The 26,423-nt window shown below is 38.1% G+C and carries 27 protein-coding genes and 1 pseudogene; 13 read left to right on the forward strand and 15 right to left on the reverse strand.

Annotation, left to right across the window (positions count from 1 at the left end; all coding sequences use genetic code 11):
• Positions 1 to 69: 69 nt before the first annotated feature.
• The 9 genes from lptC to PZ892_RS01660 form a co-directional block, all read right to left on the reverse strand.
• Positions 70 to 669, reverse strand: coding sequence for an LPS export ABC transporter periplasmic protein LptC (lptC, locus tag PZ892_RS01620; protein WP_094255690.1), 600 nt, complete (start codon positions 667 to 669; stop codon positions 70 to 72).
• Between the two features lie 3 nt (positions 670 to 672).
• Positions 673 to 2,004 (reverse strand): hypothetical protein, encoded by a 1,332-nt coding sequence (locus tag PZ892_RS01625; protein WP_182497946.1) that lies wholly within the window; start codon positions 2,002 to 2,004, stop codon positions 673 to 675.
• Between the two features lie 185 nt (positions 2,005 to 2,189).
• A complete protein-coding gene (locus tag PZ892_RS01630) occupies positions 2,190 to 3,173 on the reverse strand; it encodes a DUF6427 family protein (protein WP_094255686.1) in 984 nt (327 codons plus the stop codon).
• A gap of 13 nt (positions 3,174 to 3,186) precedes the next feature.
• Positions 3,187 to 3,390 carry a CcmD family protein gene (locus PZ892_RS01635; protein ID WP_094255685.1) on the reverse strand — a complete coding sequence of 68 codons (204 nt, stop codon included), beginning with the start codon at positions 3,388 to 3,390 and terminating at the stop codon, positions 3,187 to 3,189.
• Between the two features lies 1 nt (position 3,391).
• Entirely contained in the window at positions 3,392 to 4,054 is a 663-nt protein-coding gene (locus tag PZ892_RS01640; protein ID WP_094255683.1) for a cytochrome c biogenesis protein, read from the reverse strand.
• A 12-nt stretch (positions 4,055 to 4,066) separates the two neighbouring features.
• Complete coding sequence (locus tag PZ892_RS01645; RefSeq protein WP_094255682.1) at positions 4,067 to 4,726, reverse strand: heme exporter protein CcmB; 660 nt, start codon at positions 4,724 to 4,726, stop codon at positions 4,067 to 4,069.
• Positions 4,727 to 4,779: 53 nt separating this feature from the next.
• Positions 4,780 to 5,157: a YtxH domain-containing protein gene (locus tag PZ892_RS01650; RefSeq protein WP_094255680.1), complete on the reverse strand. Its 378-nt coding sequence runs from the start codon at positions 5,155 to 5,157 to the stop codon at positions 4,780 to 4,782.
• A 97-nt stretch (positions 5,158 to 5,254) separates the two neighbouring features.
• The gene (locus PZ892_RS01655; protein ID WP_182497948.1) at positions 5,255 to 7,090 is read right to left on the reverse strand and encodes an ABC transporter transmembrane domain-containing protein; all 1,836 of its coding nucleotides are present in this window, start codon (positions 7,088 to 7,090) and stop codon (positions 5,255 to 5,257) included.
• Positions 7,091 to 7,148: 58 nt separating this feature from the next.
• On the reverse strand, positions 7,149 to 7,730 hold the full coding sequence (locus PZ892_RS01660; RefSeq protein ID WP_188713394.1) for a hypothetical protein: 582 nt from the start codon (positions 7,728 to 7,730) through the stop codon (positions 7,149 to 7,151).
• Positions 7,731 to 7,908: 178 nt separating this feature from the next.
• On the opposite strand from PZ892_RS01660, the gene PZ892_RS01665 reads away from it, so the two are divergent.
• Entirely contained in the window at positions 7,909 to 9,201 is a 1,293-nt protein-coding gene (locus PZ892_RS01665) for a hypothetical protein (RefSeq protein ID WP_182497950.1), read from the forward strand.
• Between the two features lie 9 nt (positions 9,202 to 9,210).
• Positions 9,211 to 9,825, forward strand: a complete 615-nt coding sequence (locus PZ892_RS01670; RefSeq protein WP_182497951.1) for a hypothetical protein — start codon at positions 9,211 to 9,213, stop codon at positions 9,823 to 9,825.
• Positions 9,826 to 10,212: 387 nt separating this feature from the next.
• Here the strand turns inward: PZ892_RS01670 and PZ892_RS01675 are convergent, their stop codons facing one another.
• Complete coding sequence (locus PZ892_RS01675) at positions 10,213 to 11,001, reverse strand: SAM-dependent chlorinase/fluorinase (RefSeq protein ID WP_094255672.1); 789 nt, start codon at positions 10,999 to 11,001, stop codon at positions 10,213 to 10,215.
• Between the two features lie 254 nt (positions 11,002 to 11,255).
• Between PZ892_RS01675 and PZ892_RS01680 the strand changes: the two genes are divergently transcribed.
• The 11 genes and pseudogenes from PZ892_RS01680 (at position 11,256) to PZ892_RS01730 (ending at position 20,542) form a co-directional block, all read left to right on the forward strand.
• Positions 11,256 to 12,227, forward strand: a complete 972-nt coding sequence (locus PZ892_RS01680) for a PhoH family protein (protein WP_094255671.1) — start codon at positions 11,256 to 11,258, stop codon at positions 12,225 to 12,227.
• Positions 12,228 to 12,260: 33 nt separating this feature from the next.
• A complete protein-coding gene (locus PZ892_RS01685) occupies positions 12,261 to 13,208 on the forward strand; it encodes a phosphoribosylaminoimidazolesuccinocarboxamide synthase (RefSeq protein WP_182497952.1) in 948 nt (315 codons plus the stop codon).
• A gap of 20 nt (positions 13,209 to 13,228) precedes the next feature.
• The gene (locus PZ892_RS01690; RefSeq protein WP_094255669.1) at positions 13,229 to 13,606 is read left to right on the forward strand and encodes an STAS domain-containing protein; all 378 of its coding nucleotides are present in this window, start codon (positions 13,229 to 13,231) and stop codon (positions 13,604 to 13,606) included.
• Position 13,607: 1 nt separating this feature from the next.
• The gene (locus PZ892_RS01695) at positions 13,608 to 14,522 is read left to right on the forward strand and encodes a ribonuclease Z (protein ID WP_182497953.1); all 915 of its coding nucleotides are present in this window, start codon (positions 13,608 to 13,610) and stop codon (positions 14,520 to 14,522) included.
• Between the two features lie 55 nt (positions 14,523 to 14,577).
• Positions 14,578 to 15,630, forward strand: coding sequence for a histidinol-phosphate transaminase (gene hisC / locus PZ892_RS01700; RefSeq protein ID WP_182497954.1), 1,053 nt, complete (start codon positions 14,578 to 14,580; stop codon positions 15,628 to 15,630).
• Between the two features lie 6 nt (positions 15,631 to 15,636).
• A complete protein-coding gene (gene hisB, locus PZ892_RS01705; RefSeq protein ID WP_182497955.1) occupies positions 15,637 to 16,776 on the forward strand; it encodes a bifunctional histidinol-phosphatase/imidazoleglycerol-phosphate dehydratase HisB in 1,140 nt (379 codons plus the stop codon).
• Positions 16,777 to 16,815: 39 nt separating this feature from the next.
• Positions 16,816 to 17,406, forward strand: coding sequence for an imidazole glycerol phosphate synthase subunit HisH (gene hisH, locus PZ892_RS01710; protein ID WP_094255665.1), 591 nt, complete (start codon positions 16,816 to 16,818; stop codon positions 17,404 to 17,406).
• 16 nt (positions 17,407 to 17,422) lie between these two features.
• Positions 17,423 to 18,175 (forward strand): HisA/HisF-related TIM barrel protein, encoded by a 753-nt coding sequence (locus PZ892_RS01715; protein ID WP_094280308.1) that lies wholly within the window; start codon positions 17,423 to 17,425, stop codon positions 18,173 to 18,175.
• 1 nt (position 18,176) lies between these two features.
• Complete coding sequence (gene hisF, locus PZ892_RS01720; RefSeq protein ID WP_182497956.1) at positions 18,177 to 18,932, forward strand: imidazole glycerol phosphate synthase subunit HisF; 756 nt, start codon at positions 18,177 to 18,179, stop codon at positions 18,930 to 18,932.
• Positions 18,928 to 19,533: pseudogene (gene hisIE, locus PZ892_RS01725) on the forward strand (bifunctional phosphoribosyl-AMP cyclohydrolase/phosphoribosyl-ATP diphosphatase HisIE); the annotation flags it as partial. The gene hisF and the pseudogene hisIE, both read left to right, overlap by 5 nt.
• A gap of 91 nt (positions 19,534 to 19,624) precedes the next feature.
• Positions 19,625 to 20,542 carry a WD40 repeat domain-containing protein gene (locus tag PZ892_RS01730; protein WP_182497957.1) on the forward strand — a complete coding sequence of 306 codons (918 nt, stop codon included), beginning with the start codon at positions 19,625 to 19,627 and terminating at the stop codon, positions 20,540 to 20,542.
• Here PZ892_RS01730 and PZ892_RS01735 read toward each other — a convergent pair.
• The 5 genes from PZ892_RS01735 to dacB form a co-directional block, all read right to left on the reverse strand.
• The gene (locus PZ892_RS01735) at positions 20,514 to 21,347 is read right to left on the reverse strand and encodes a hypothetical protein (RefSeq protein ID WP_182497958.1); all 834 of its coding nucleotides are present in this window, start codon (positions 21,345 to 21,347) and stop codon (positions 20,514 to 20,516) included. The two genes, PZ892_RS01730 and PZ892_RS01735, sit on opposite strands and share 29 nt — an antisense overlap.
• Before the next feature lie 44 nt (positions 21,348 to 21,391).
• On the reverse strand, positions 21,392 to 21,868 hold the full coding sequence (locus tag PZ892_RS01740; RefSeq protein WP_094255654.1) for a GAF domain-containing protein: 477 nt from the start codon (positions 21,866 to 21,868) through the stop codon (positions 21,392 to 21,394).
• Positions 21,869 to 22,021: 153 nt separating this feature from the next.
• Positions 22,022 to 22,606, reverse strand: coding sequence for a Holliday junction branch migration protein RuvA (gene ruvA / locus PZ892_RS01745; protein ID WP_094255652.1), 585 nt, complete (start codon positions 22,604 to 22,606; stop codon positions 22,022 to 22,024).
• Positions 22,607 to 22,615: 9 nt separating this feature from the next.
• On the reverse strand, positions 22,616 to 24,901 hold the full coding sequence (locus PZ892_RS01750; protein WP_182497959.1) for an NADP-dependent malic enzyme: 2,286 nt from the start codon (positions 24,899 to 24,901) through the stop codon (positions 22,616 to 22,618).
• Positions 24,902 to 24,949: 48 nt separating this feature from the next.
• Positions 24,950 to 26,380, reverse strand: coding sequence for a D-alanyl-D-alanine carboxypeptidase/D-alanyl-D-alanine-endopeptidase (dacB, locus tag PZ892_RS01755; RefSeq protein ID WP_182497960.1), 1,431 nt, complete (start codon positions 26,378 to 26,380; stop codon positions 24,950 to 24,952).
• Between the last annotated feature and the right edge of the window lie 43 nt (positions 26,381 to 26,423).

Here is a 26,423-nt window from a genome sequence, read left to right on the forward strand (position 1 = left end):
AAAAAAATATGGTAAAAATTTATATTTACCAGATTTCAATTTTTTTTAGGCCAAAGCATTCAATTTCTGCTAGTTTCCAAATGAAGGGATCTGGGAGTCTGAAGTTGAATAATGAATCGCTGTACCATTCATGAATCGAATATCATTGAAATCCGCATCCGCCGTGAAAGAGGTTCCTTGGGCTGATGTCCGACCATCATTATATTCCGCTGTAATAGGCTGGCTACCATAATACTTCTTGTTCTTTTCATCGTAGATTAATTCCTCCGTCTTAATCACCGTCCCATCTACTTTTGTAATCACTACATTCTTTCGGAACTCGGTTAATCCCTCAAGATGTTTTTGTAGGGCATACTCCGAGGTCACTCTTTGCATTTCTTTTGCTTGGTCGTCAAAGAAAATAATCTGTACTCCCTTTTTGAATTCATAATTTCCGGTACTATCATGATATACACGCATCTCGGGTGCTTTTAATTCCGCCTTTACCTTGGCTGAATCACTGTATATCACCGTCACATCTTTGGAAATATCAACCGCCTCTTCCTTTTGGATGTTGGCTAATCGGTCAATATCCTTGATGTCGTTTTCACAGGCAATTGACAAGATTGCCCCTAGCAAAACAATTGTTAGGGGCAATACTCTCGATATTTTAAATTCTGCAATACGCATCGCTTAATCGTAACTTCTTCTGATAAACCAAGCATCATTGATGGTGAAGCCCAGGTTAATATTGATATAACGCTCACGAACCAGATTACTTTGGATAGTGCCTTGTTGTCCAAATTCAGCCGAAATATTCACATTCGAAAAGGTTCTTCCAAATCCTGTCTCAGGCAATGGTAATCCCAAACCAACCGTCACTGCCATATCGTTGATACGTTGCTGGTTAACGGTCATATGGGTTTTGTTGTATCTGAAACCTAAACGGTAATCAATCACTTTTAAATAATTTAAAGAGGTAGGATCTGGTTTTATCTGACCACCTACTGCAATCCCCATGTTCTTTCCTAGGGGTTCTTCGCCTTGGCGAACTTGATATTTGGACCAATCTGCATATTTGAAATCTGCTCCAACCATCCAATTTACGCCTTTGCTGAATGTAAATCCTACATTATGACGTAATGGTAAATTGATCTTGCGATTGGAAAGGATAGCTGAATACGACGTGTCGATTGGAACTTGCTCCGTGATATCCAATCCAGAACTTTGTGAACGAGTTACAATGGTCGATACCTTGCTTCTAACCGAATTATCCAATGATCCTGAATAACCTATAGTGATATTTTTTCTGTTTCCTAGTGGAATAAAATATTGTGCTCCATAATCATACACAATTCCCGTTACTCTTCTGGTATCGGTTTTTGTCGTGTTATAGAAACTGTAGCCTGCTGGAAAATCAATGATGGATTTATCATATAAGTTCCCAAACAAGAAACCTATATTACCACCAATACTGAAGTTTTTGAATGGAGAAACACCATAACCAAAATAGGCTTTATTCAAACCGCCTTCTCCGATCAATTTCGTCTGGTAGGGGGTGTTGTTGATGTTTCTATCCGCAGAAATGTTGTAGCCAACATCTGAATAAGGCATCAAACCAAAGGAAATACCCCCTAATTTGGGCCCATTATTTTTGTTTAAGGTAAATCCAAACGCAAAATGGCTGAATGCAAAATCTGCAGTATGGTCCGTTAAGTTGTTTTTCTGCAACTGCGTCATATTGCCATATAATCCAGCATCTAAAATCGTTCTGTTGAAGGCAGAATAGGTTGCCGGGTTGGCAATATTCAATATCGGTAATCCCCCCTGAAACCTAACTCCAGAAGAAATCCCTCCCATACTACGAGTCTGTGGTAACAAATCTTCACGCATCTGGCCTAGACCAAATTGGGAATAGGGCGAATGCGAAGTCGAGGATTGACCATAAGACCGCGTACTTGAAAGTAATAGTGAACTTATTCCTAATAAAATAAGTATTGACGTATGAGAGTAAAATAGTTTCAACTGTTCTGACTTTTTAAGTGGAAATATTCTCCATCGATTCCCAATTTATATCCTTGTTTATTCGATGAACTTAAATCCTATATGATGGCTGTTTTATCTGAATTTTTGCTACAAAACTATCTATTTTTTAAATATCACAAGCTTTTTAGTTGTTAAAAAAGGTTAAACAACTATTGGACAGATGTTTAGAAAAACTGAAAATAGATTATTGTAGATAATATTATTAAATAGAGCGTTTCGTAAAACCATTTTATTTTGGCATGCGTAAAAAAGTAAGCCAGGTAAATCGATAATGGTGGAACGCAAAGTAGAAAATGATTAATGGATCTATCTTGATTCAGATAAAATGAACCAAAAATCAATAAAAGCATAATGAATAATAACTGAAAGCTCTTTCTTATCTGAACCACGCTTTTAAAGAAATTGTCTTTAAGGATAAATAAGAAACCTACAATGGCAATCACTATCGGTATCAAAACAAAATAATCATGGACATCCATGTTTAATTTGGTTGGAAAAGCATAAGTAAATGGAAGAAAAATCTGATAAAACTCGTCCATCCGCTCCAACCAAAAATAGGCTACTGCCAATAAAAAGTACACCGTAATGACTCCCAATAATGGAGTGATCCATTCGCGCCAATAAAAGGCCCTGAAGATGACCAAGCTTGACCAAATCAGCAATAACATCACGATGAATGGAAAATAAATCAAACTTCCCAAGGCGACCAATAAGCCTAGATCAAACATGATTCCCTTAATATCTACATGTTTATAGATATTGAAGAGCTTTTGAAGCATCCAAATGGTGATGAAATTACAAATAAGGGTGGGTGATAAAACCAGAAAAGGAATAAATAAACTGACCAATGTCATAAACATTAAGGCCGTTAAAAAGCTGGGTTTACCTAATAAGTTATAATGATTGACGACCCGATTTAAGGCAAATGCCTGAATAATGGTCAGGATCAAAGTGATCAACACATTGGAAGATGGTGAAAAATTAGATCCTAATCGAATACCAACTAATCGATCCAATCCGGGTTCAAATAAAACTGGAGTCAGTTTTTCCGGTAAATGAAAGAATACCCCTAAGCATAATAGAGTACCAACAAAGATAACCAGGAATACATTCAATCCCGAAAGTGTTCGATGTTGGTTAATTAACATAGAGGCCTATTCCTTATTTATCTTTTTCTAGTTTTTTTACTTTCTTATCTATGCTGAATAAATACAATGCTACGCTGATGAAAATAACCAACATAACTGCTACCACAACATAGATTTTTCCTTCTGCACGTAGGCCATCTGCCATTTGTACATTTTCTTGGGCACTTACCGTTAGACTTACGAATAAGGCCAATAGGGACAATAGGAAACTTCTCATCTTAAAAACTATTTCTTTTATCTTCAATTAAACGAATACGGTAACGAAGGCTAGCAATCCAACAACCGATTAAAATCCATCCTATAACGGCCGTATAAAATACCGGGCGCATATAATGGTCCATATCTAAATCCCCAAAAGTTGAATTTCCTCCACTTCCAGGATGCAATGAGTCATTCATCTTTGGTAAGATGTATATCAAGACAATCATGATAGGGAAAGCAAAAATATTGTAGATCGCAGAGATCTTCGCGCGCTTCTGCTCTTCCTCCATCGCATTGCGTAATACTAAGTAGGCTAGATACATCAATGTGGCAATCGCTGCCCCATTCAATTGTGGGTCATTTGTCCATGGTGCACCCCAGGTGATGTTCGCCCAAAGCATACCCGTTAACAATCCACATGCACAAAATAAAATACCGGTATTAACAGCCTCTACCGCGAAAAAATCATACTCGCGCTTGCCTGTATTTAAATATTTTATACTGTAAATAAGGGATATTAAATATAAAACCATCATCGTAAACCACATCGGAACATGGAAATAAACATTACGAATAGTTTCATTTAAAATAGATAATCTGGGAACCGGGCCAAGGAGTCCCGCTACAACGGTACTGGCAACCATGACTACCGCTAATATTTTCCACCAACTCTTTCTCATAAGAACAAAAAATCAATCTCGCCAAAGGTAAGGAAATAAGAGCAAAGAAATAGCAATTGTAACGACATTAATTGCCAATAAAACAGCAATATCAGGCCAACTGCCAGCTAAAAAGCCACCCATTAAGGCGGTTCTGGAAAGTTTGATCAAGATGATCAGCAGGGGAATGATAACCGGAAAACTCAATATCGCCATTATCGTGCTATTGTTCCCAGCCTTGGCACTAATACCTGCAATCATCGTAAATACACTCGCAAAAGAGATACTCCCCAAAAATATACTCAGCAAATAAACCGGTAAATTACCTATCTCGGTCTTGAAAATAAGGTTGTAAACGATAAAAGCTATCCCTGTCATCAAAATCATCACTAACGAATTGTAAATGATCTTGGCAAGAATGATGGCTTTCGGACTGACGATGGAATAATAATATAAATGGCGGTTGCCGGTTTCTTGAATAAAGCTCCGACTCATCGCATTGATCGATGCAAATAATAATATGATCCAGAATAAGGTATTCCAAACAACAGTATCCACAGATTTGAATGATTGATAACATACAAATACTGTGGATACCACATAAAGTAAGATGCTATTGATGGCATATTTTGAACGCCACTCTAAAACAACATCTTTATATATTAATGTTTTTACTTGCTCAATCAGATTCATGTCCTGCAAAGATACAAATCAATCTGCTGAGCAGGTATAGGATAACGCTAGAATTAAGCGTTTTTAATTTCAGATTTTGCTTTATCTGCAGCATCCTCAGCTTTGTTCGCTAGGTTATGTGCCGCATCTGAAGCTTTTCCTGCCCATTCGTTCGCTTTTGATGAAGCTCTGTCCAAGGCATCACGACCCGCATTTTTTGCACGGTCTTTTAAATTTTCTAAATCTTCTTTCGCTGATTTCGCTAATTTCTGAGCGCGTTTTGCCTCTTTCTTAGATAAATCTTTAATTGATTTCGTTAAACTCTTTATTCCATCGTTCGCACGATCTAATTGTTTCTTTCCGTCCTCTGTTCCCAATAAGTAGTATGCTGCAGTACCAACTGCTAAACCTAATAAGGCAAATGCCACTAATCCGTTTCTATTTTTTTCCATGATTCTATTTTTTTTATCCTATTTAGTCTAATATGTTCTGTTAATGATAAACAAGGTATAAGCCAAAATGTTTTTGGCTGTACTAAATTAACAAAAATTAACTTTCAACTACATGAAGGGACTGTAAAGTATAGAGATGATGGTATAATCCGCTGCCTTTTTCCATTAATTCCTGATGCGTTCCCATATCCGAAATTATTCCATCTTCCACAACAATGATCATGTCAGCGTCTCGAATAGTGGACAGTCGGTGTGCAATAATGATCGAGGTACGGTCTTTCATTAATTCAACTAATGCTTGTTGAACCATGCGTTCGGATTCTGAGTCCAACGAAGAGGTGGCTTCATCCAAGATTAGAATCGCCGGATCTTTTAATAAACCACGGGCAATTGCAATTCGCTGGCGTTGACCTCCAGATAATTTTACCCCGCGTTCCCCAACGATGGTGTCATAACCATCTGGGAAATCCATAATAAATTGATGTGCATTTGCACGCTTGGCTGCTGTTATGATGTCTTCTGCGTCTGCATTTAGATTTCCATAGCTGATATTCTCGCGGATGGTTCCACCGAACAATAGAACATCTTGCGGTACAATGGCAACTTGATTTCTAATATCAGTTAGGGCCAGCTCATTAGCTGGAATACCATCGTATTTTATTTGTCCAGAACTAGGTTGATAGAATTGCAGGATTAAAGATGCTATCGTAGATTTTCCTGTTCCACTTGGACCTACAATCGCTAGCTTCTTTCCAGCAGCAACATGAAATGAAATGTCTTTTAAGATGGTCAAATCCGGACGCGTTGGATACGCAAAACTGACATGGTCGAATATAATATCCCCATGCAATTGAATTTTTATATCCTTATCATGTTCATTGACCTGAATATCCTCCTGCGGCTCTTCCAAGATTTCCAATACGCGTTCACTAGCTCCTAAAGAACGTTGTAGACTTGCATATAATTCTGGGAAGCTACCCATAGACCCTGCTACAAACATGGAATATAAGATATAGGTCGTCAGGTCACCTACCGATATTTCATGGATGGAAACTAAAGACGCTCCATACCATATAACTACGATAACTGCTCCAAAGATGGCGAATATGATAAAGGAGGCAAAAATCCCACGATAGGTAGCCCCTTTTACCGCAAGAGCTACGGATTGGTTTAATTTTTCGGCATACCGTTTCGATTCAAAAAACTCGTTGACAAAAGCTTTTACATTGCTAATGCCCAATAAAGTTTCCTGTACGACGGAGTTCGACTCCGCTAATTTATCTTGCGACTCCCGCGATAAATTCCGAATAAACCGACCAAAAATAATTGCCACAATAATAATCAATGGCAATATGGAAAGATTCATCAAAGCTAATTTGGGCGATACCCAAACCAACAATACCACGCCAAAACATAAACTGATGGCCTGCCTTAGAATTTCTGCTAAGGTCGTGGTCATGGTGTCCTGGATTTGTGAAAGGTCTGATGAAAGTCGGCTATTTAATTCTCCTACTCGGCGATTGGCAAAAAAATCAATGGGTAAGGTAATAAGTCGGTGGTAGGTGTCTTTCCTGATATTTGCTAATGATTTCTCAGCGATTTCAACAAATAAACGAATTCGAAAAAAGGAAATAATAGATTGAAAAGATAGGATGATCAAAGAAACACCACCAATATACATCACGCTACCTGCTAACCAAGGGTATTTTTGCCTTCCTTGAGCTGCATCAATCATCGCACCTAATAAGGCCGGAAAGGTCAGCATCGTCAAACTGGAAAGTATCAAGAAGATCATTCCCAATATAAATTTCCATTTGAAAGGCTTGATGTACGAAAAAATCTGTAAAGCTTTCTTTAAAATTTCTTTATTCAGCTTCGGTTTAGGTAAGTCCTCCGAATGGCTGTCTCCACTATTCAATCTCGGTCTGGCCATGTACTATTTTATTTCTCTTTTTGAGCAAAAGTACCAATATAAAAAAGTCTTCTTATCACTATTCCGTCAATTTTTTGGGTTTGTTTCGCTTGTATTGTAAAATTAGGAGGATTATTAATGTAATAATGACAATTCCTGCTAGATAAAGTAGTACTCCGCTACCCGTATCGGTGCTTTCCATCGATTTTAAGGAGTCTCTTAATTTGTCATTCTCGTTTTGAAGCTTGGTAATCGTCTTCATATAAGCGGAGATCTGCGCATCATACTCATTTGCCAAACGTTGATAGCGCTCACTCTGAGCGTCTTTTAAATCCAGTAGCTTCCGCGTTTCAATAAAAATATTGTTATCATTCAATACCAACTCCCTCAAGATATCTATCGATTTCTGCATATCTTTCTTAGTCTTGAATAGACCGAATATGCCGGTTTTCTTCTGTAAGGATTGGTCATATTCCCCAAATCGGCGACTCCGCTCATTCAATAATTGATTCACCCGCTCGCGTTGGGATTCAAAGGTTAAGGAGTCTGATTTTACGACAGTACTGTCTTGTGCGTAGATAAATTGGATAAAAAATGAAAATAGAAAAAATATTAAAAGCTGTTTTTTCATAGAATCAATCTTGATTTTTTTGTTAATCATACTTTATGAGTTTTGATTTACTGCAATTTTTCTGCCTGTTTTGTCGAAATAATGGTATTTGCATCATTTTTAAACTGAGTGAATAGCTTGTTTCGTGAGAGTAAAAGAAATAAAAAATAGTTGTAGCGAATTAATTTTGATAACCGTTACCAATAATAACCATTAACTAATCGCAATTATGAATCCAATTATCAAGCTTATTAAATCTGTTATTTTACTGGTTTTTCCATTGTTGTTATTCACCTTTTTTATGGGCTGTGACAAGATCGAGGAAAAAGGACAGTATGTTATTAAAATTCCAATCCAAAAGAAATTAGGTGAAATCCGAGCGTCTAGTATAAAAATGAGCAATCCATTGCCCATGAATACGACTGGAAAGATTTATTTATATAAAGACTATTTGTTTATTAACGAACCGAACAAAGGAATTCATATCTATGATAACGCAAATCCTTCTTCACCCAAGGCCTTAGGTTTTATTCCGATCGTTGGAAATTTTGATCTAGGTGTTCAAAATGACCTTTTGTATGCGGATAATATTGTTGATTTGATAACCATTGATATCAGCAATATTTCAAAGCCAGTATTGATTGATCGCCAAAAGGATGTTTTTGCAGTTAAGTATATTATGAATGGGGTGGAATCATCCACTATAAAGGATGAATATTTAGTTACTGTAGATTATAGGGATTCTTTGGTCAGCTTTCAAGGTGATCGGGTATATAAACCTGGAGTTGAAGGCGAATTGATCTATGAACATGGGGGTACTGATTATAATTCCTCCAATGGCGGAAATAACAATGTCGTAGGCCAGGCGGGCTCTATGGCTCGATTTGCTATCACTAGCAATCACCTTTATGCCATTTTCCAGGATAAAGTAAAGAATTTTGATTTGAAGAATCCAAAAAAGCCTAATCAAATCAACGCAGTCAGTCTAGGCTTTGGTATAGAAACTTTATTTCCGTACAAGAAGAATTTGTTTGTTGGAGCAAACAATGGGATGCATATCATGGATATCAGCAATCCTATCCGTCCAGTCCATTTGTCTACTTTTAATCATGCTTTTGCCTGTGACCCTGTTGTTGTCAATGATAACTATGCCTTTGTCACCCTTCGTTCTGGGAATGCCTGTGGGGGAAATTCCAATCTATTGGAGGTTGTTGATATCAAAGACCCTAAATTTCCCGTCTTGAAGGAGTCCTATGTGATGAAAAATCCACATGGATTAGCTCTTACTGGTGAACATTTGTATGTCTGTGAAGGAACATTTGGGATGAAATCCTTTAAGGTTTCTGATGTCAGCCAAATCGATAAAAATCTTTTGGAAAATCTGGAGGACTTGAAAAGCTTTGATGTTATTGCAGGTCCAAAATCTTTAATTGTCTTTGGGCCGGAGTCCATTTGCCAATTTGATTATTCTAACAAAGCTAAATTGAAGAAATTAGGCTGTATTTCCATCCAAAAGAAATAATAAATCTTTATGAAGAAATTTTTAACCATCTGTGTTGCTATCCTTGGGATTCTGATAGCAAATCCTGCTACTGCCCAAAAAATGAGATATACCAATCATACCGAAGTGGGAGTCACTGGCTATAACTTAACTTTTAAAGAAGCAGGTTTTAATCTGCAAACTTTTAATGGGATTTTATTAAACCCGGATCTTGCCCTTGGGGCAACTGTGGGGTATGAGGAATTTTCCGTGGAAAACAGAAATAATTTCTCAGTGCTTCCCATATCAGCGGCTGTCCGATATACCTTTCTAGAACCCTCAAAAACTCGAATGATTGCTGCTTTAGATGCAGGATATGGTTTTGCATGGAGAAATAATTATTCTGGAACTGAAATTGAAACCTCTGGGGGGTTGCGTGTAGCGCCTGAGTTGGGGCTAAAGTTCAATACTGGGACCGGCAATACTTTCTTCAGCTTTGCTGTAGGCTACCAATATCAAATAATTAAGGAGGATTGGTCTCAAAATATGGCCCCAATTGGACCAACTTATTATTTTGATTATTTCCCAAATCCTACTGTGGATTACCAAAATGAGGTTAAAATGAATGTTCATAGATTTAGTGTGAAAGTTGGATTTGGCTTTTAATTCACAACTAAGAACCTATTAATTACCAGATAGGATAGATAGACAAGTTGACAACCGCTGGAAGGATGATAGTGGTTCTTGTCAACCTATTTCAGTAAAAGGCAATTGGCTTGTATTTTAGCTTTGTTCGATAGGAATTTTGCTCTAATTCAGGCCTTCTCCGCACCTTCTTCGGACCTTCTTCGGACTTTTTCCTGACCTTCTTCGAAAAAATTCGGACAAGGTCCGGAGAAAATCAGAAGAAAGTGCGATAAAGTCTCTAACTAATTCCGATATAGGCCAGAATTACGACTGAAATAATTCGAAAATAACGCGGTTAACTTGCTCTGAACAAGTTTATTTGATCGGTAAGAAAAACGTGGAACATTTTATGGTTGAGCGTGGAATTTACTTCCTGTCGAGGAATTCAACCAAGATGGTTTCATCTTGATATAGCCCCAGAAGTTGACTTGCATGACCTTTGTTAATGGCAATTTCCAAAAAGTTACTGATTCCGAAGAGGCATAGTTTCTCTCCTTCAGCCACCTCATTATAATGCCAACTCAAATTACTGATGGTTTCATTTCTTTTGAAACGTAGAATAAAGTCTCGTCCTTGTTGAACCTGATTGAATAAATCCTTGCTAATATTACTGATTACATTTCCGAAGGAATCAATAAATGTAACATGTCCTTTGATGCTATTTTGGTTATAAATCGGTTGGAACGTTACTTTTTGGACTGCATTTTCGATAGGAATACCAATATCTTTCAGTTTTCCACCATCGGCAATATGACAAGCTGCTTTGGTCAGGATATCTGCCAGCGGGAAGTGTAGATAACGAAGGTCCTGCATAATATTGATTTCTACCATTTCCGTAGGTTTGTCTTCGCCGGTGATGATGCTAAATATCCCATTATCAGCGCCTACGAAGAAATGTCCATTATAGGCCATGGCCAGATATCGGGAGTCTTCCTGGAATACGGTGTCGATACCGATAAGGTGGACGGTATTCTTCGGGAAGTACGGATATGCGTTATTAATGACGAATGCAGCATGTTGAATACTGAAAGAAGGAATGTCGTGAGAAATGTCTACCAGTCTAACATTCGGCAATTGCGAAATGATACTGCCTTTGAGTGCAGCTTGATAAAAATCGCGATGACCTAAATCTGTGGTTAACGTAATTACTCCCATATTGTTCAGCAAGCCTGAAGCTAAAAAATTATATTGTTATTTTGTTAAGCGAATTACAAAAATAGAAAAAGTAAACCGATTGCTGAATCTATTATGAATTAATACTTGCAAATGCTTTTAATTCTGCTCAATTAGTTTGTATTTTTGATTCAAGAAAGAGTAAAAAGGGCATAATATTTTTGATTTTTTATATCTTTATTTGCACGCCAATCGGACAGGACGTGAAACATTTTGGAAATTAACACGAAAAAAATTTGAGCGAATTAGAAATCAATTTAGATGTTGTCAATTTGGTGACATTATGGGGGGCTCAGAATGAAAATTTTGAGTTTATTAAGAAAGCATTTCCGAAGTTACGTCTGGTAGCCAGAGGGAGTCTCTTGAAGGTTTTAGGTGAAGAAGGAGAGCGGACGAGGTTTCAACAGGTTTTTGATGATATATTAGCTCATATCAACCAATTTCAAACATTATCCTTATTGGAGTTAGAGAGTTTGTTGGGTTCTGTAACTCATATCAAGGCACCTTTGGCTGAAAAAGATGATGCAGAACAGAAGGTTGGATCTTTCAAGGGCGAACCTATTGTTTACGGACCTAATGGTATTGTTGTTCGTGCTCGTACACCGAATCAGCGTCGCATGGTGGATAGCATCAATAAAAATGATATTCTATTTGCGATCGGGCCTGCAGGAACAGGAAAAACCTATACCGCAGTTGCCTTAGCTGTTAGAGCCTTGAGAAATAAGGAAATCAAACGTATTATTCTGACCCGACCAGCAGTTGAAGCTGGTGAAAACCTTGGATTTTTACCTGGCGACTTGAAAGAGAAGGTAGATCCTTATTTAAGACCCCTATATGATGCATTGGATGATATGATTCCTGCAGAAAAATTAAAAGGGTATTTGGAAAACCGGACCATTGAAGTGGCGCCTTTAGCATTTATGCGTGGTAGGACCTTGGATAATTGTTTTGTTATTCTGGATGAGGCTCAGAACGCGACGGATATGCAGTTGAAAATGTTTCTGACTCGTATGGGACCCACGGCTAAGTTCATTGTAACAGGGGATATGACGCAGGTCGATTTACCTAAAAAGACCCAATCGGGTTTAGTGAATGCCGTAAAAATTCTGGATGGAATTGAAGGTATCGATATGATCTACTTGAGTGGTTCAGATGTGGTTCGTCATAAATTGGTGAAACGCATACTTGAAGCTTACGGAGATATTTAGAATTTAAATTAAAGCGTTTCAGACGCACACACAATGAATACAATAAAAGAAACAAATTTTAATTTCAAGGGACAGACAGCATTTTATAGGGGAAAAGTTAGAGACGTATATAGTATCGGTGACGATTATTTAGTCATGGTTGCTTCAGATCGGATTTCCGCATTTGATGTTGTATTACCGAAAGCCATCCCTTATAAAGGCCAGGTTTTAAACCAAATTGCTTCAAAATTTTTATCTGCAACTGCAGATATCCTTCCCAACTGGGTTGCTTCAGTCCCAGATCCTAATGTTACAATCGGAAAAAAATGTGAACCTTTTAAAGTAGAGATGGTAATCCGTGGCTATGTTTCAGGACACCTTTGGAGAACCTACCGAGACGGTGGAAGATTGTTATGTGGTGTTGAATTGCCAGAAGGGTTGAAGGAAAACGATAAATTGCCAAATCCTATCATAACCCCTTCGACTAAGGCTGATGTAGGTCATGACGAGGATATTTCCAGAGAAGATATTATCGCCAGAGGAATTGTTTCCGAAGAGGATTATTCTCAGTTGGAGAAATATGCACATGCTTTGTACCAACGTGGAACGGAGATAGCCGCTGAAAGAGGTTTAATCCTAGTGGATACGAAATATGAGTTTGGGAAAAAGGACGGAAAGATTTATCTGATTGATGAAATTCATACGCCCGATTCATCGCGTTATTTTTACGCAGACGGCTATCAAGAGCGTCAAGAGAAAGGTGAAGCCCAGAAGCAATTATCTAAGGAATTTGTGCGACAATGGCTGATCGAAAATGGATTTCAAGGGAAAGAAGGGCAAAATGTCCCTGAAATGACCGATGAAATTGTAAAATCCATTTCGGAAAGGTATATTGAGCTTTACGAACACATTACCGGCGAGAAGTTTCTATATGCTGAAGAGGGGGATGTCCTAGCTAGGGTGGAGAAAAATGTGGAAGTAGCACTAGAAGAATTATACTAAGCAAATTAATTTAAATCAAGATGAAATTTACGGTAGATAAGTATGATCGATATGTTGTCATAGAGCCTCTTCAAGAGAGGTTGGACGGAGAAACTGCCGCAAGTTTGAAAGGCGAGTTTATGTTGCGTAACACTGGTGGGCAGCGTAATATTGTTTTAGACATGAATAATGTGAAAACGACTGATGAAACTGGCATTCGTACAGGATTATTAGCGCGTCGTTTGTGTAAGTCATTAGGAGGTCTATTTATTTTAACGAATCTAAATGAGGATGTATTGAAATACATAAAATCCTTAGGGCTTGATAAGTATTTGATTATTACCTCAAATATTGAGAAGGCAAAAGATTTGATCTTTGGAAATGAAATCCGCTTGGATTTAAAGGAAGAGCAAGAGTAATATGTTACGATTTGAGGTATTAATCTTAGGGAACAGTTCGGCCACACCCATGTTCGAGCGACATCCTACATCTCAAGTAGTAAACTATAATGAACAATTGTTTTTGATCGATTGTGGTGAAGGCACGCAAATGCAGCTTTCCAAATATGGCATCAAGAGCAACCGCATTGACCATATTTTTATTAGTCATCTGCATGGAGACCATTATCTGGGATTAGTAGGTTTGGTATCATCCATGCATTTGGTTGGTCGCAAAGCAGACCTTCACATTTATGGACCTGCAGCATTACAAGAAATACTCGAATTACATTTCAAATATTCTGAAACTGTAATTCGATATAATATTATTTTTCACCCGACCAATCCTAATCAAGAAGAGATATTATTCGAGTCGAGGATGTTGACCGTTCGTTCATTTCCATTGATCCATCGAATTGCTTGTACGGGCTTTCGCTTTGATGAGGGAAAGCGGGCCGCCAGTTTGAGGGCGGATAAGGTGGAAGCGCTAAAGATTCCCAAAGTTTATTTTGCGGCTTTGAAAAAAGGGATTGATTATGTAGATCCACAGGGAAATGTTTTTGCGGCAAGTGAATTGACCTTGCCAGCACCTGCTTCCCGGAGTTATGCCTTTTGTTCCGATACGGTGCGGCATCCTATTTATTTATCCTCTATTGAAGGAGCGGACCTGCTCTATCATGAAAGTACTTTTCTACATGAAATGCTGGATCGAGCGAAGGAGACTTTTCATACCACATCCTTAGAAGCTGCAGAAATAGCTAAAGAAACACATGTTAAAAAGCTTTTATTGGGCCATTATTCAGCAAGATATCGAACGCTGCAACCCTTATTGGAAGAGGCACAAGCGATTTTCCCTAATACGGAGTTATCAGTAGAAGGGAAATGGTTTTTAGTTTAGTGATTTTGTTTATTTTTAGCCATATTTACAGCTTAAAAAATTTTAGACTAATAAAATGTCCTTCAACTTAACCTCACTTCTTCGCGATAACATCAAGAACCTTGTGCCTTATTCTTCGGCGCGAGATGAATTTAAGGGAGATGCATCTGTGTTTTTGGATGCCAATGAGAATTCTTTTGGGTCTCCACTTCCACATGATTACAACCGTTATCCTGATCCTTTGCAACATCGTGTAAAGGAAAAGCTTTCGAAGATCAAAGGTGTTCCAGCAGAGAATATTTTTCTGGGAAATGGTTCTGATGAAGCGATAGATATTTTATATAGAGCTTTTTGTACCCCTAAATTGGACAACGTTATCTTGGTTCCTCCAACTTATGGGATGTATGAGGTTTCTGCCAACATCAATGATGTTGAAACGAGAAAGGTTAATCTAACCAAAGATTTTCAATTGGATTTGGATGGGATTGCTGAGGCATTGGACGTGCATACTAAGATCATCTTTGTATGTTCTCCAAATAATCCAACAGGAAATAGTATTAATCCAATTGATATTGAAACCTTATTGTTGAACTTTAAGGGTTTGGTTGTTGTCGATGAAGCCTATATCAATTATTCAAAGCAAAAATCATTTACACATTCCTTACCTGAATTTCCGAATTTGGTGATCCTTCAGACTTTATCAAAGGCCTGGGGATTGGCAGCGTTGCGTTTAGGGTTGGCCTTTGCTAGCAAGGAGATCATCCAAGTTTTCAATAAGATAAAACCCCCTTACAACATTAATCAGGCAACACAAGATTTAGTTCTTGAAGCTTTAGAAAACGTAGATGTTGTGAATGAATGGATAAAAACGACCGTTGCTGAAAGGGAAGAACTTTCAAATCGCTTAAAGGCGATTTCTCAGGTAGAACATATTACACCTTCCGATGCGAACTTCATCTTGGTGAAGTTAGCTCAAGCTCAGGAATTATATGGGTTCTTGGTAAACAAAGGAATCATCGTAAGAGACCGGTCTAAGGTTACCTTATGTGAAGGTTGTTTACGGATTACGATAGGGACCAAGGTCGAGAATGAACGATTAATAGAGGAAATCCAACAATTTTATAAATAAGTAATAATGGCTGATCAATTAAAAAGAATATTGTTTATAGACCGCGATGGGACGTTGATACTTGAACCAGAGGATGAGCAGATTGACTCATTTTCCAAGTTGAAGTTCTATCCTGGAGCTTTGCAATATTTACCTAAAATAGCGAAAGAACTGGATTTTGAATTGGTATTGGTAAGCAATCAAGATGGATTAGGTACTTCCTCGCATCCGGAGGAAAACTTTTGGCCGGTTCATCAGTTTGTTTTAGAGGCTTTTTCTGGTGAAGGGGTGACCTTTATCAAAGAACATATTGACAAGACCTTTCCCCATGAGAATGCAGATACACGCAAGCCGGGAATTGGAATGTTAAAAGAATATTTTGATACATCAAAATATGACCTAGCAAATTCCTTCGTTATTGGGGATCGTGTAAATGATGTGAAATTGGCTCAAAATTTAGGTGCCAAAGCAATTTGGCTTCGGAATAATGATGAACTCGGCAAGCATGAGAATGTGGAGATTTCAACCCAATGCATAGGCTTGGAAACAAGTGATTGGAAATCCATTTATGAATATTTGAAGTTAGGCAGTCGTACGGGTGAACACCATCGCAAGACGAATGAGACTGATATTTATATCAAGTTGAATCTTGATGGAAGTGGTCAGTCTGATATTGATACAGGTCTTCCATTTTTTGATCATATGCTGGATCAATTGGCACGTCATGGAGCTTTGGATCTAACGATCAAAGCCAAAGGAGATTTGCATATTGATGAGCATCATACCATTGAGGATACAGGGATTGCCTTAGGAGAAATCTTTTTATCCGTTTTAGGCAATAAGAGAGGGATAGAGCGGTATGCATTTACTTTGCCGATGGATGATTGTTTGGCGCAGGTAGCAATTGATTTTGGAGGTCGTAATTGGATAGTATGGGATGCGGAATTTAAGCGTGAAAAAATCGGTGATATGCCAACAGAGATGTTTTTTCATTTCTTTAAATCCTTTTCAGATGCTTCCAAGTCGAATTTAAATATTCAGGCGACAGGGGAGAATGAGCATCATAAAATCGAGGCTATTTTTAAGGCATTTGCCAAAACGATAAAGAAAGCAGTACGTCGGGATGTTGATAATATGCAACTTCCTAGTACAAAAGGACTTTTATAAAAACGAAATTCGAATATTGGGGTTATATATAGGAGAATCATGATTGGAATAGTAAATTATGGGGCGGGGAATATATTTTCCATTACAGCGGCCTTGAATCGTCTAGGAATATCTTATGGGATGATTAATACGGCTTCGGATTTTGATTTATATGATAAGGTAATCATTCCGGGGGTTGGCCATGCGGGTGCTGCGATGGAGAAATTGGTAGAATCAGGGTTATCGGAAACGATAAAGACTTTGAAGAAGCCTGTTTTAGGAATATGTGTGGGGATGCAATTGATGACTGATTTTTCGGAAGAGGGGAATGCGGATTTATTAGGGATTATACCATTAAAGACGTTACATTTTGAAGGAAAGGTACATGAAAAGGTTCCACATATGGGATGGAACAGTATCAAATTTGAAAATAACTGTCCACTTTTTATGGATATTCCCAATAATTCCTATTTTTATTTCGTTCATTCTTATTACATTGAACACGAATTGACCTATAGCGTAGCGACATGTGATTATGGGTTGCCATTTTCGGCAGCAATAGCAAGAGAAAACTTCTGGGCAGTACAATTTCATCCGGAGAAATCGGGACAAGTTGGGGAGCAGTTGTTGCGGAATTTTAATAATTTTTAATGATTTTTTTTAGACTATGTATATAATACCTGCAATAGATGTTTTGGACAAAAAGGTTGTCCGCTTAAGAGAAGGTAACTATCAGGATGTTACGACTTATTCGATCACTTTAGAGGAACAAATAGAGAAGTATCATGCGAATGGTACCGAAATCGTCCATATTATTGACCTTAATGGTGCAAAGGGAGATTTTAGCAATCAGGAATATTTGTTTGATATCATCCGTAGAACCGAGATGAAGGTTCAATATGGTGGTGGAGTACGTAGTATTGAGAAGGTGAAGGAATTAGTGGATGCTGGTGTTTACCGTGTGATTGTAGGAACACAGGCTATTACAAATCCGACCTTCTTGGAGGAACTGAGTAAGTTAAATGAAGGCCGAATTAAATATGCGGATCATATTGTCATCGCCATTGATGTATTGGATGAGGTAATCAAATACTCCGGCTGGTTAGAAAGTTCGCCTATTAAATTGATTGAGTACATTGATAAGTGTTTAGGCTTAGGGTTTTATCGCTTTTTATGTACAGATATTAGCAAAGATGGGAAATTAGGCGGTGCAGGAGTTGACCTTTATAAGAAATTACTGGACCATTCACCAATTATTAAATTAATAGGTTCCGGAGGCATTAGCTCCATGCAGGATATTGAGGAGTTGAATAATTTAGGTAAAATGGAATCTGTGGTTGTGGGTAAGGCGATATACGAAAACAGGATTACGATTGAAGAGATCAAAGATTGGAATCTAAAAGCCTTAATTAGTTTTTAGGATGCTAGCAAAGCGTATTATTCCTTGTTTGGATGTTAAGGATGGTCGGACGGTCAAGGGGGTTAATTTTGTTGACCTTCGGGATGCAGGAGATCCGGTTGAATTGGCCTGGCAATATTCCCAACAAGGTGCTGATGAATTAGTTTTTTTAGATATTACGGCTACCCATGAACGTCGGAAGACGACGGTTGATCTAGTGAAAGCGGTTGCACGTCAAATTAATATTCCATTTACCATTGGAGGCGGAATTAATGAATTATCCGATGCAGATGTTTTATTAAATGCAGGTGCGGATAAGATTTCAATTAACTCAGCTGCGGTTAGAAACCCAAAGTTGTTGGATGAATTTGCAAAGGCTTTTGGGGTTCAATTTGTAGTCTTGGCTGTTGATACTCGCTTTGTGGATGGCAAGAACTATGTTCACCTTCGCGGCGGTCGGGATATGACAGATATACAGACGGAAGATTGGATCAAGGAAGCCGAGAACCGTGGTGCAGGTGAGATTTTGCTGACTTCAATGGATCATGATGGCACCAAGAATGGATTTGACAATGGCTTATTAAAGCAGATTAATGATTCCATTCATATTCCATTGATAGCCTCTGGCGGAGCTGGAAATCAACAGCATTTTGTGGATGTATTTCAGCAATCGAATGTGGATGCCGCATTAGCGGCTTCTGTATTTCATTACGGGGAAATATTAATTCCCGAATTAAAAGAAACATTACACGCTAACGGAATAGCCGTTAGACGTTGATCATAATAATAAGATGACAATTGATTTTAATAAAGCTGATGGACTCGTTCCGGTTGTAATTCAAGATAATCAAACCCTTGAGGTTTTGATGTTGGGTTATATGAATGAGGAGGCTTGGAAAAAGACACAAGAGGAGAAGAAGGTAACTTTCTTTTCCAGAAGTAAAAATAGACTTTGGACCAAAGGTGAAGAGAGTGGAAACTTCCTACATGTAATCAGTAGCCATATCGATTGTGATCAAGATACGATCTTAATTAAAGTTGATCCGGTAGGTCCAACTTGTCATACTGGTACTCGCAGTTGTTTTAATACAGAGTTTAATCAAAACTTCCTGCTTCAATTGGAGCGTATCGTGCAACATAGAATAGACTTTCCAAGTGATGAGTCTTATGTGAATCGCCTAAGGTCAAGGGGAATCAATAAAATTGCTCAAAAAGTAGGTGAAGAGGCTGTAGAAACAGTAATTGCGGCTTTGACCGAAACAGAGAAAGATTTTATTAATGAGACTTCGGATCTGATGTTCCACCTTATTGTCTTGTTAAAAGAGAAGGGTATGAGTTTGGAGACCATTGCCAAGAATTTGGAAAGCAGACATCAATAGTTTAAAAATATTTGAAATTAGAAGCAGGTCCTCAACTGAAAGTTAGGGACCTGTTTTTATTTCTAGGCTATCCGAGGTATATTTGTATACCATGAATCCAGACAAGATTAACATCAACTTAAAAGGGACATTAACAGGTCATCAGAATCCAATTTTTACATTAGCCATTTCAGAGCTTCATCCGGAGATATTATTTACGGGAGGGAATGATAAGGGAGTGGTTCAATGGGATTTGAAAACGATGAGCTTTCAACGGATTTTATGTAAAGTTTCTAGTTCAGTATATAGTTTATTGACCATTCCAGGAACTAGCTTGTTAGCGATTGGGATGCGTTCTGGGCAGGTACTAGTTGTGGATACAGTTGACCAAATCTTAAAAGCCAATTTAAAGGTTGATTCCGGTGCGGTCTTCTCCATAAAAACTATTCCGGGCAAGAATGAAATGATTGCTATTGGTGAGGAGGGTTATGCCTATGTTTGGAGTTTGGAGAGCTTTGAATTGTTATATCGATTTAAGGTTTCTACAACGACGGTTCGGGTCATTGAACCAAATAGTGCTGGAACCATCATAGCATTTGGGGATAAAAATGGTGAAATACATTTGTTTGACGCGAATGATTTTCATGAAATATGTTCCAAAAAGGTACATTCCCAATCCGTGACCAGTTTACAATTTGACTTTCAGGACCAATTACTCTCGGGAGGGAGGGATGCCAAGCTGGTGAAGTCAGATCTAGAATTAAAGCAAATCCAAGAGATTGTACCCCACATGTTTACGGTATATGGAATTGAGCAGGGCAATCCGAATCAATTGGTTGCTACTGTAAGTCGAGATAAAACGTTAAAGATTTGGCGTGCAGAGGACTTAACATTAGTTAAAAATATTTCGAGAGATCGAGCCTTTGATAGCCATTATCTTTCCATCAATGCCATGTTGTGGTTTCAAAACCAGATTTTCACGGTAAGTGATGATAAAACGGTTAAGATATGGTCGGTGGATCTTGAATAATTACCGGAATTTGCTTTCTACGAATACTGCATCGGTAATACACAATCGCGGTAGATATCACGGCTAATCCCATGGCGATAAGTAAATATGGGCCTAAATCAAAATTTTGCGAGATAGGATTGGTTTTCGATTGGTCATAAACTCCGTAACATCCCCAAGCCAATACCGCTGATACCGATGGTAGGTAATTGTAATAGGAATAAGTCAGCATTACGATACTTAATATGGTCAATATCCCCAGATTTAGATAAAAGAATAAATGATCTCCTAAAGACAGGCTTAATTTGGAAAGAATGATAGCTGAGTTAAAACCAAGGACAAAGATCAACCAGCCGGTATAAACGCCAAATCCTAGTCTAATAAAATACCTTGTAAAAGAGTTTGAGGTTAATTTTTTAATTTGGATGCGTTTATTGATTAGGATAAGCGTGAATAAACAAATACAAGAATATAAGATAGACCAATAGAAATAGTCATTATGCTTCAAAGTCATGCTTAATCCCAATGCTAGTTGGTTAAGGATGAGCAGATAATCGATTTTTTGAACTTTTCTGATGGTATTCTCATTGGAATTTGTTGGCTGACTTCCCACATACATGAGATACGCTGCGAGGACCATGTTGAACGCAATAAAGGTCCAAATTTTATAGGTAAATTTCGCAGGGGTTAAGTAGGATGGGTAGAATGCTATGGTGTCCGTAAAAGAATAATTAAACAGAAAACCATTTTCCAAGCATGCAATCCATAAAAAGTTTATGGCTACTATCACTAAATTCAATAAAGATAACGTCTTTGGTGCAGCCATATCTGGTTAATAGTTATGTGTTTGGCAGCACAAATATACATTATTTACTTAGAATTAAGAAGCTCTAAAATTTGAATTAAGTATTGCTTATCGATTAAGTCGAAGGAATTTAAATCTTTACTATCGATGTCAAGGATTGCCATACACTTTCCGTCCATGAAGACTGGTAGTACAATTTCAGATTTGGAAAGGGAGCTACACGCAATATGTCCAGGAAACTCGTCTACATTAGGGACGATTAAAGTTTCTTCCTTCGCCCAAGCCGTGCCACAAACACCGCGGTTATGCGCAATTCGAGTACATGCAACAGGACCTTGGAAAGGACCTAAAACCAATTCATTTCCTTCCACTAAATAAAATCCTACCCAAAAGAAATCAAATTGTTCTTTTAAGGCGGCACAAATATTTCCAAGATTGGCAATCAGGTTGGTTTCACCATGAAGAAGTCCTTTAATTTGGGGTAATAAGGATTGATATTGTTCTTCTTTGTTACCTTTTGCGATTTGTAAATCTTCAGCCATGCTGTAATTATTAATTTTGTTGCAAATATACAAAAAGGTGTGGTTAAATAGATTATTGCTAAGGATGATGACCTTAAAATTATAGGATAAAAAAAAACCGTCAATTTAATTGACGGCTTTTAAAGTTCGTTTAATTTAAAGAATAAATGCTATTTACAGTTTTTTCAATGCTGCTTTAATTAATTGTTCTACGGATAAATCCGGTTCTGCGGCATAGATCGATTGAAGCGCTTTTTCGGCCTGAGCCTTCGGGAATCCCAGCATGACCAAAGCTGTTAAAGCTTCTTCAGCAGAAGAAGGTTTACTGATTGGAAGAGGGATAAGAGCATCTGGCCCTTGTTTTTTAAGTTTATCCTGAAGTTCAAGAATTACTCTTTGCGCCGTTTTAGGACCGATTCCTTTAATTTTCTGAATGATATTCACCTGACCATTCACGATAGCTTGTTGAATTTCTTCAGGAGTAATTGAAGAAAGCATCATTCTTCCGGTATTGGGACCAATTCCCGATACCGAAATCAGATGATGGAACAAATGCCTTTCTGCTTCAGTAGCAAAGCCAAATAGCGTTTGGGAATCTTCGCGGACTTGAAATGAAGCAAATAATTTACATTCTTCCTGGTCCTTAATCTGACTGTAAGTAGTTAAAGAAATATGTAAATAATAGCCAATCCCACCCACTTCAAGAACGACATGGGTAGGGGCTTTAAATACTAGTTTACCTTTAAAATATTCGTACATAAGCAATGCTTATTGATTTTTAGATTCTTTTTCATGTTCAATGGCATCTACCACAGCAATGGTAACCATGTTTACAATTTCACGAACCGAACTATCCAATTGTAAAACGTGGATAGGTTTGTTCATACCAAGAAGAACTGGACCCACAGCTTCCGCATTACCCACCTCTTGAAGAAGTTTGTAAGCGATGTTTCCTGATTCCAGGTTCGGGAATACTAAAGTATTAGCAGGCTCACCATTTAAAGTTGAGAATGGGAAGTTGTCCGCTAGTAAGTTTTTGTTTAAAGCGAAGTTTGCTTGGATTTCACCATCAGCTACAATTTCAGGATGCTGTTTGTGCAGGATACTTACCGCTGCTCTTACTTTGTCGGAGATATCACCAATATTCGAACCGAAGTTAGAGTAAGATAACATCGCCAAACGCGGTTTGATATTAAAACGCTTCACTGCAGAGTCCAATAATACGGAGATATCGGCTAATTCCTGAGCGCTAGGGTTTGAGTTCACTGTTGTATCCCCAAAGAATAAAGGACCTTGGCTAGTCAACATGATGTACATTCCAGCTACTCTGCTACCTGGTTTAGCACCGATAACTTGTAATGCTGGGCGAATGGTTGAAGCATAGTTACGAGTCAAACCAGAAATCAAAGTATCAGCATCACCAAATTCTACCATACTTGCAGCAAAGTAGTTACGGTTGGTCATTAACTTTTTAGAATCTAATTTATTTACGCCTCTACGTTGTCTTTTTTGGTACAAGTGGTCCGCATATTTTTCGAATCTTTCTGTTTTGATTTCAGATTGAGGATCAATAATCTCCACTCCATCCAACTCAAAGCCATATTCCTGAATTAAGCTATTGATTTTTTCTTGGTTACCCAATAAGATTGGGAAAGCAATTCCTTCTTCCTTAACGATTTGGGCAGCACGTAAGGTTTTGTAATTATCAGCTTCTGCGAATACCACACGTTTAGGATTAGATTTTGCTTTAGCAGTGATTGTACGGATCAAACGATCATCTTTTCCTAATCTTTTGCGTAATTCATCGCGGTATGCATCCCAATCTTCAATTACCTTACGAGCAACACCGGATTCAATTGCTGCTTTAGCAACTGCTACGGAGACTTCGGTAATCAATCGAGGGTCCGTAGGCTTAGGAATTACGTAATCAATTCCGAAACGGATGTTATTTGTATTATAAGCAATGTTTACTTCTTCAGGTACAGGTTGTTTAGCTAATTCAGCGATTGCTTTCACTGCTGCAATTTTCATTTCTTCGTTAATTGCAGTAGCTCTAACGTCTAAAGCACCACGGAAGATATAAGGGAAACCTAAAACGTTGTTTACCTGATTAGGGAAATCAGAACGTCCAGTACCCATGATAATATCGTCACGAGTTTCAATTGCTAATTCATAGGCAATTTCAGGATTAGGGTTTGCCATTGCCAGAACGATAGGCTTCGGAGCCATGCTTTTCAGCATTTCTGGAGTCATAACATCTGCTGCTGATAGACCGATGAATACATCTGCATTATTAACAGCGTCTGCTAAAGTATGGATATCGCGGTCAGTAGCCCATTCTGCTTTTGTAGCATCCAAGACTTCTCTATCCTTACGGATCACGCCTTTACTATCCAACATCACAATATTTTCTTTCTTAGCACCTACGGCAACATACATTGCGGTACAAGAAATTGCTGCTGCACCAGCGCCATTTACGACGATTTTAAGGTCAGCAATATTTTTACCTTGTAATTCAGAAGCATTGATCAGTGCAGCACCAGAGATGATAGCTGTACCATGTTGGTCATCATGCATTACAGGGATATTCATTTCCGCCTTCAGTCTACGTTCGATTTCGAAACATTCAGGGGCTTTAATGTCTTCAAGATTAACACCACCAAAAGTAGGTTCTAATGCTTTAACGATATTTACGAATTCATCTACATTTTTAGTGTCTAATTCGATGTCAAATACATCAATGTCGGCAAAGATTTTAAATAATAGTCCTTTACCTTCCATTACTGGTTTACCAGCTTGCGCACCGATATCACCTAGTCCCAATACGGCAGTACCGTTACTAATTACAGCCACCAAATTTCCTTTGGCGGTATATTTATAAGCATCTTCGCTATTTTCTGCGATTGCTAAACAAGGTTCAGCTACCCCTGGGGAATAGGCCAAAGATAAGTCTCTTTGCGAACTATGAGGTTTTGTAGGAACGACTGCAATTTTACCCGGACGCCCCATTGCATGGTAATTTAAAGCGTCTTTTTTTCTGTTGATGTTACTCATTACAATTTTGGTTTATTCTATATTTCGTGATTATCACCTCGTAATAATCTATTTTAATGCATCTAATAATTTAAACATTCTCTGGCGCATCTGTCCAGCAGGTCCTTGGTAGTTATTAACCAACAAGGCGAAGGTATATTCCTGACCATCACTTGCTATCTGATAACCAGTATAACCTAAAACACCGCCAATAGTACCACTTTTCATTGAAGTATTATTAATTTTTGGTAATGATTTCAAGAATTCATCATACCAAGGTCTTCCTTTAGCATACTGCATGATCTTAGCCATAGCTTGTGTGGTCACTCTATTTTGCGGAGATAATCCAGAACCATCAAAGGTATTGATGGCGCTAGGTGGGATAGAAAGCTTGTTTTGCCAGTATTTTGAGACCAAATTCGCGGCATTTTCCGTATTGAAATCCATTGCTGAAACTCCACCGATTAGTTTCAATAAAGCCTCCCCGTAAAGGTTAATGCTTTTTTGATTAAACCAATGAATAATTTCTCCCATTCTTGGAGATTTCGTGGCAAGAATAAGGTTTCTATTTCCTTGCATCAGTGATAATGAATCGATGTTCATTAATCTTTTTGCAGTTGTTACGGAGTCAGCGATTAAGATAGAATCTCTTTGGAGCACATCATACAATGAATATGCGAGGTCCAATGCTGGGTCAGGAACAGAGATTTCAATTGTTTTTTTAAGGTCAGCGCCATAGGTCCCTCTCAGGAAAACATCGGTGGAGTAAGGTGCTGAATAGGCATATACCTTATCCCCGGAGCCATTGGATCCGGTTTTAACTTCATTAATCAAGTTGTAGAATGGGGCCTTTTGGACAGGGTTTAAAGTTGCTGGTTGACCCGGTTTTGAACTTGTAAAATTGATGCCGAGTTTATTTTCTTTCCAGTTTAAGGCAGAAACACCTGCGCCATAATAATTTCCGATATCGGTCCACATCCAAGTTCCTGGAACATCGTATCCATTAAAAAGTTTATCATCAGCGATGATTTTGCCATTGATGTTTTTAATGCCAAGTTTTTTGATGGCTGCGGCCCAATTGGCCAGGATTACTTCCGGTTTGGTTTGTGGATATCGGTCACTGCCAAGGGTAGGGTCGCCTTTCCCGTCAATGATGATATTTCCATTTAAAGTACCTAAGGAGTCAATTTCTCCGGTATAGGAAAGATCCGTTTGGAATGTAAAATCTGCTCCCAATAAGTCTAGTGCCGTAATGGAGGTAATCACCTTCAAGGTTGATGCTGTTGGCATTCCAATCTGATTATTGCTATCGAAAACAATCTCACCAGTTTTAGAATTGATGACGGTCAGGGATGCCATTCCATTTTGAAGAGATGGGTTTTTAATGAAGGATTCAAAAGCTGTTTTAACTTTTGATTTTACTTCTTGAGCCTGTACAGATTGAAAACTAGTCAGGCTTAAAACCGCAAAGAAATAGAAAAATGAAAAAAATCTTCTCATAGCTAGCAAATATCGTAATCTACTGCACAAGTAGTGCATTTAA

The organism is Sphingobacterium sp. WM (assembly GCF_029542465.1).
GTDB classification, from domain to species: domain Bacteria; phylum Bacteroidota; class Bacteroidia; order Sphingobacteriales; family Sphingobacteriaceae; genus Sphingobacterium; species Sphingobacterium cellulitidis.

Coding starts and splice junctions, on each gene's coding strand:
- ruvA (WP_094255652.1), bottom strand. CDS start 22,606: ATGTACGAATATTTTAAAGGTAAACTAGTATTTAAAGCCCCTACCCAT.
- PZ892_RS01645 (WP_094255682.1), bottom strand. CDS start 4,726: ATGAATCTGATTGAGCAAGTAAAAACATTAATATATAAAGATGTTGTT.
- hisF (WP_182497956.1), top strand. CDS start 18,177: ATGCTAGCAAAGCGTATTATTCCTTGTTTGGATGTTAAGGATGGTCGG.
- PZ892_RS01635 (WP_094255685.1), bottom strand. CDS start 3,390: ATGAGAAGTTTCCTATTGTCCCTATTGGCCTTATTCGTAAGTCTAACG.
- PZ892_RS01650 (WP_094255680.1), bottom strand. CDS start 5,157: ATGGAAAAAAATAGAAACGGATTAGTGGCATTTGCCTTATTAGGTTTA.
- PZ892_RS01735 (WP_182497958.1), bottom strand. CDS start 21,347: ATGGCTGCACCAAAGACGTTATCTTTATTGAATTTAGTGATAGTAGCC.
- PZ892_RS01640 (WP_094255683.1), bottom strand. CDS start 4,054: ATGAGAAAGAGTTGGTGGAAAATATTAGCGGTAGTCATGGTTGCCAGT.
- PZ892_RS01715 (WP_094280308.1), top strand. CDS start 17,423: ATGTATATAATACCTGCAATAGATGTTTTGGACAAAAAGGTTGTCCGC.
- PZ892_RS01685 (WP_182497952.1), top strand. CDS start 12,261: ATGAATACAATAAAAGAAACAAATTTTAATTTCAAGGGACAGACAGCA.
- PZ892_RS01670 (WP_182497951.1), top strand. CDS start 9,211: ATGAAGAAATTTTTAACCATCTGTGTTGCTATCCTTGGGATTCTGATA.
- hisC (WP_182497954.1), top strand. CDS start 14,578: ATGTCCTTCAACTTAACCTCACTTCTTCGCGATAACATCAAGAACCTT.
- dacB (WP_182497960.1), bottom strand. CDS start 26,380: ATGAGAAGATTTTTTTCATTTTTCTATTTCTTTGCGGTTTTAAGCCTG.
- PZ892_RS01665 (WP_182497950.1), top strand. CDS start 7,909: ATGAATCCAATTATCAAGCTTATTAAATCTGTTATTTTACTGGTTTTT.
- lptC (WP_094255690.1), bottom strand. CDS start 669: ATGCGTATTGCAGAATTTAAAATATCGAGAGTATTGCCCCTAACAATT.
- PZ892_RS01660 (WP_188713394.1), bottom strand. CDS start 7,730: ATGATTAACAAAAAAATCAAGATTGATTCTATGAAAAAACAGCTTTTA.
- hisB (WP_182497955.1), top strand. CDS start 15,637: ATGGCTGATCAATTAAAAAGAATATTGTTTATAGACCGCGATGGGACG.
- PZ892_RS01695 (WP_182497953.1), top strand. CDS start 13,608: ATGTTACGATTTGAGGTATTAATCTTAGGGAACAGTTCGGCCACACCC.
- PZ892_RS01690 (WP_094255669.1), top strand. CDS start 13,229: ATGAAATTTACGGTAGATAAGTATGATCGATATGTTGTCATAGAGCCT.
- PZ892_RS01630 (WP_094255686.1), bottom strand. CDS start 3,173: ATGTTAATTAACCAACATCGAACACTTTCGGGATTGAATGTATTCCTG.
- PZ892_RS01740 (WP_094255654.1), bottom strand. CDS start 21,868: ATGGCTGAAGATTTACAAATCGCAAAAGGTAACAAAGAAGAACAATAT.
- PZ892_RS01750 (WP_182497959.1), bottom strand. CDS start 24,901: ATGAGTAACATCAACAGAAAAAAAGACGCTTTAAATTACCATGCAATG.
- PZ892_RS01675 (WP_094255672.1), bottom strand. CDS start 11,001: ATGGGAGTAATTACGTTAACCACAGATTTAGGTCATCGCGATTTTTAT.
- PZ892_RS01655 (WP_182497948.1), bottom strand. CDS start 7,090: ATGGCCAGACCGAGATTGAATAGTGGAGACAGCCATTCGGAGGACTTA.
- hisH (WP_094255665.1), top strand. CDS start 16,816: ATGATTGGAATAGTAAATTATGGGGCGGGGAATATATTTTCCATTACA.
- PZ892_RS01730 (WP_182497957.1), top strand. CDS start 19,625: ATGAATCCAGACAAGATTAACATCAACTTAAAAGGGACATTAACAGGT.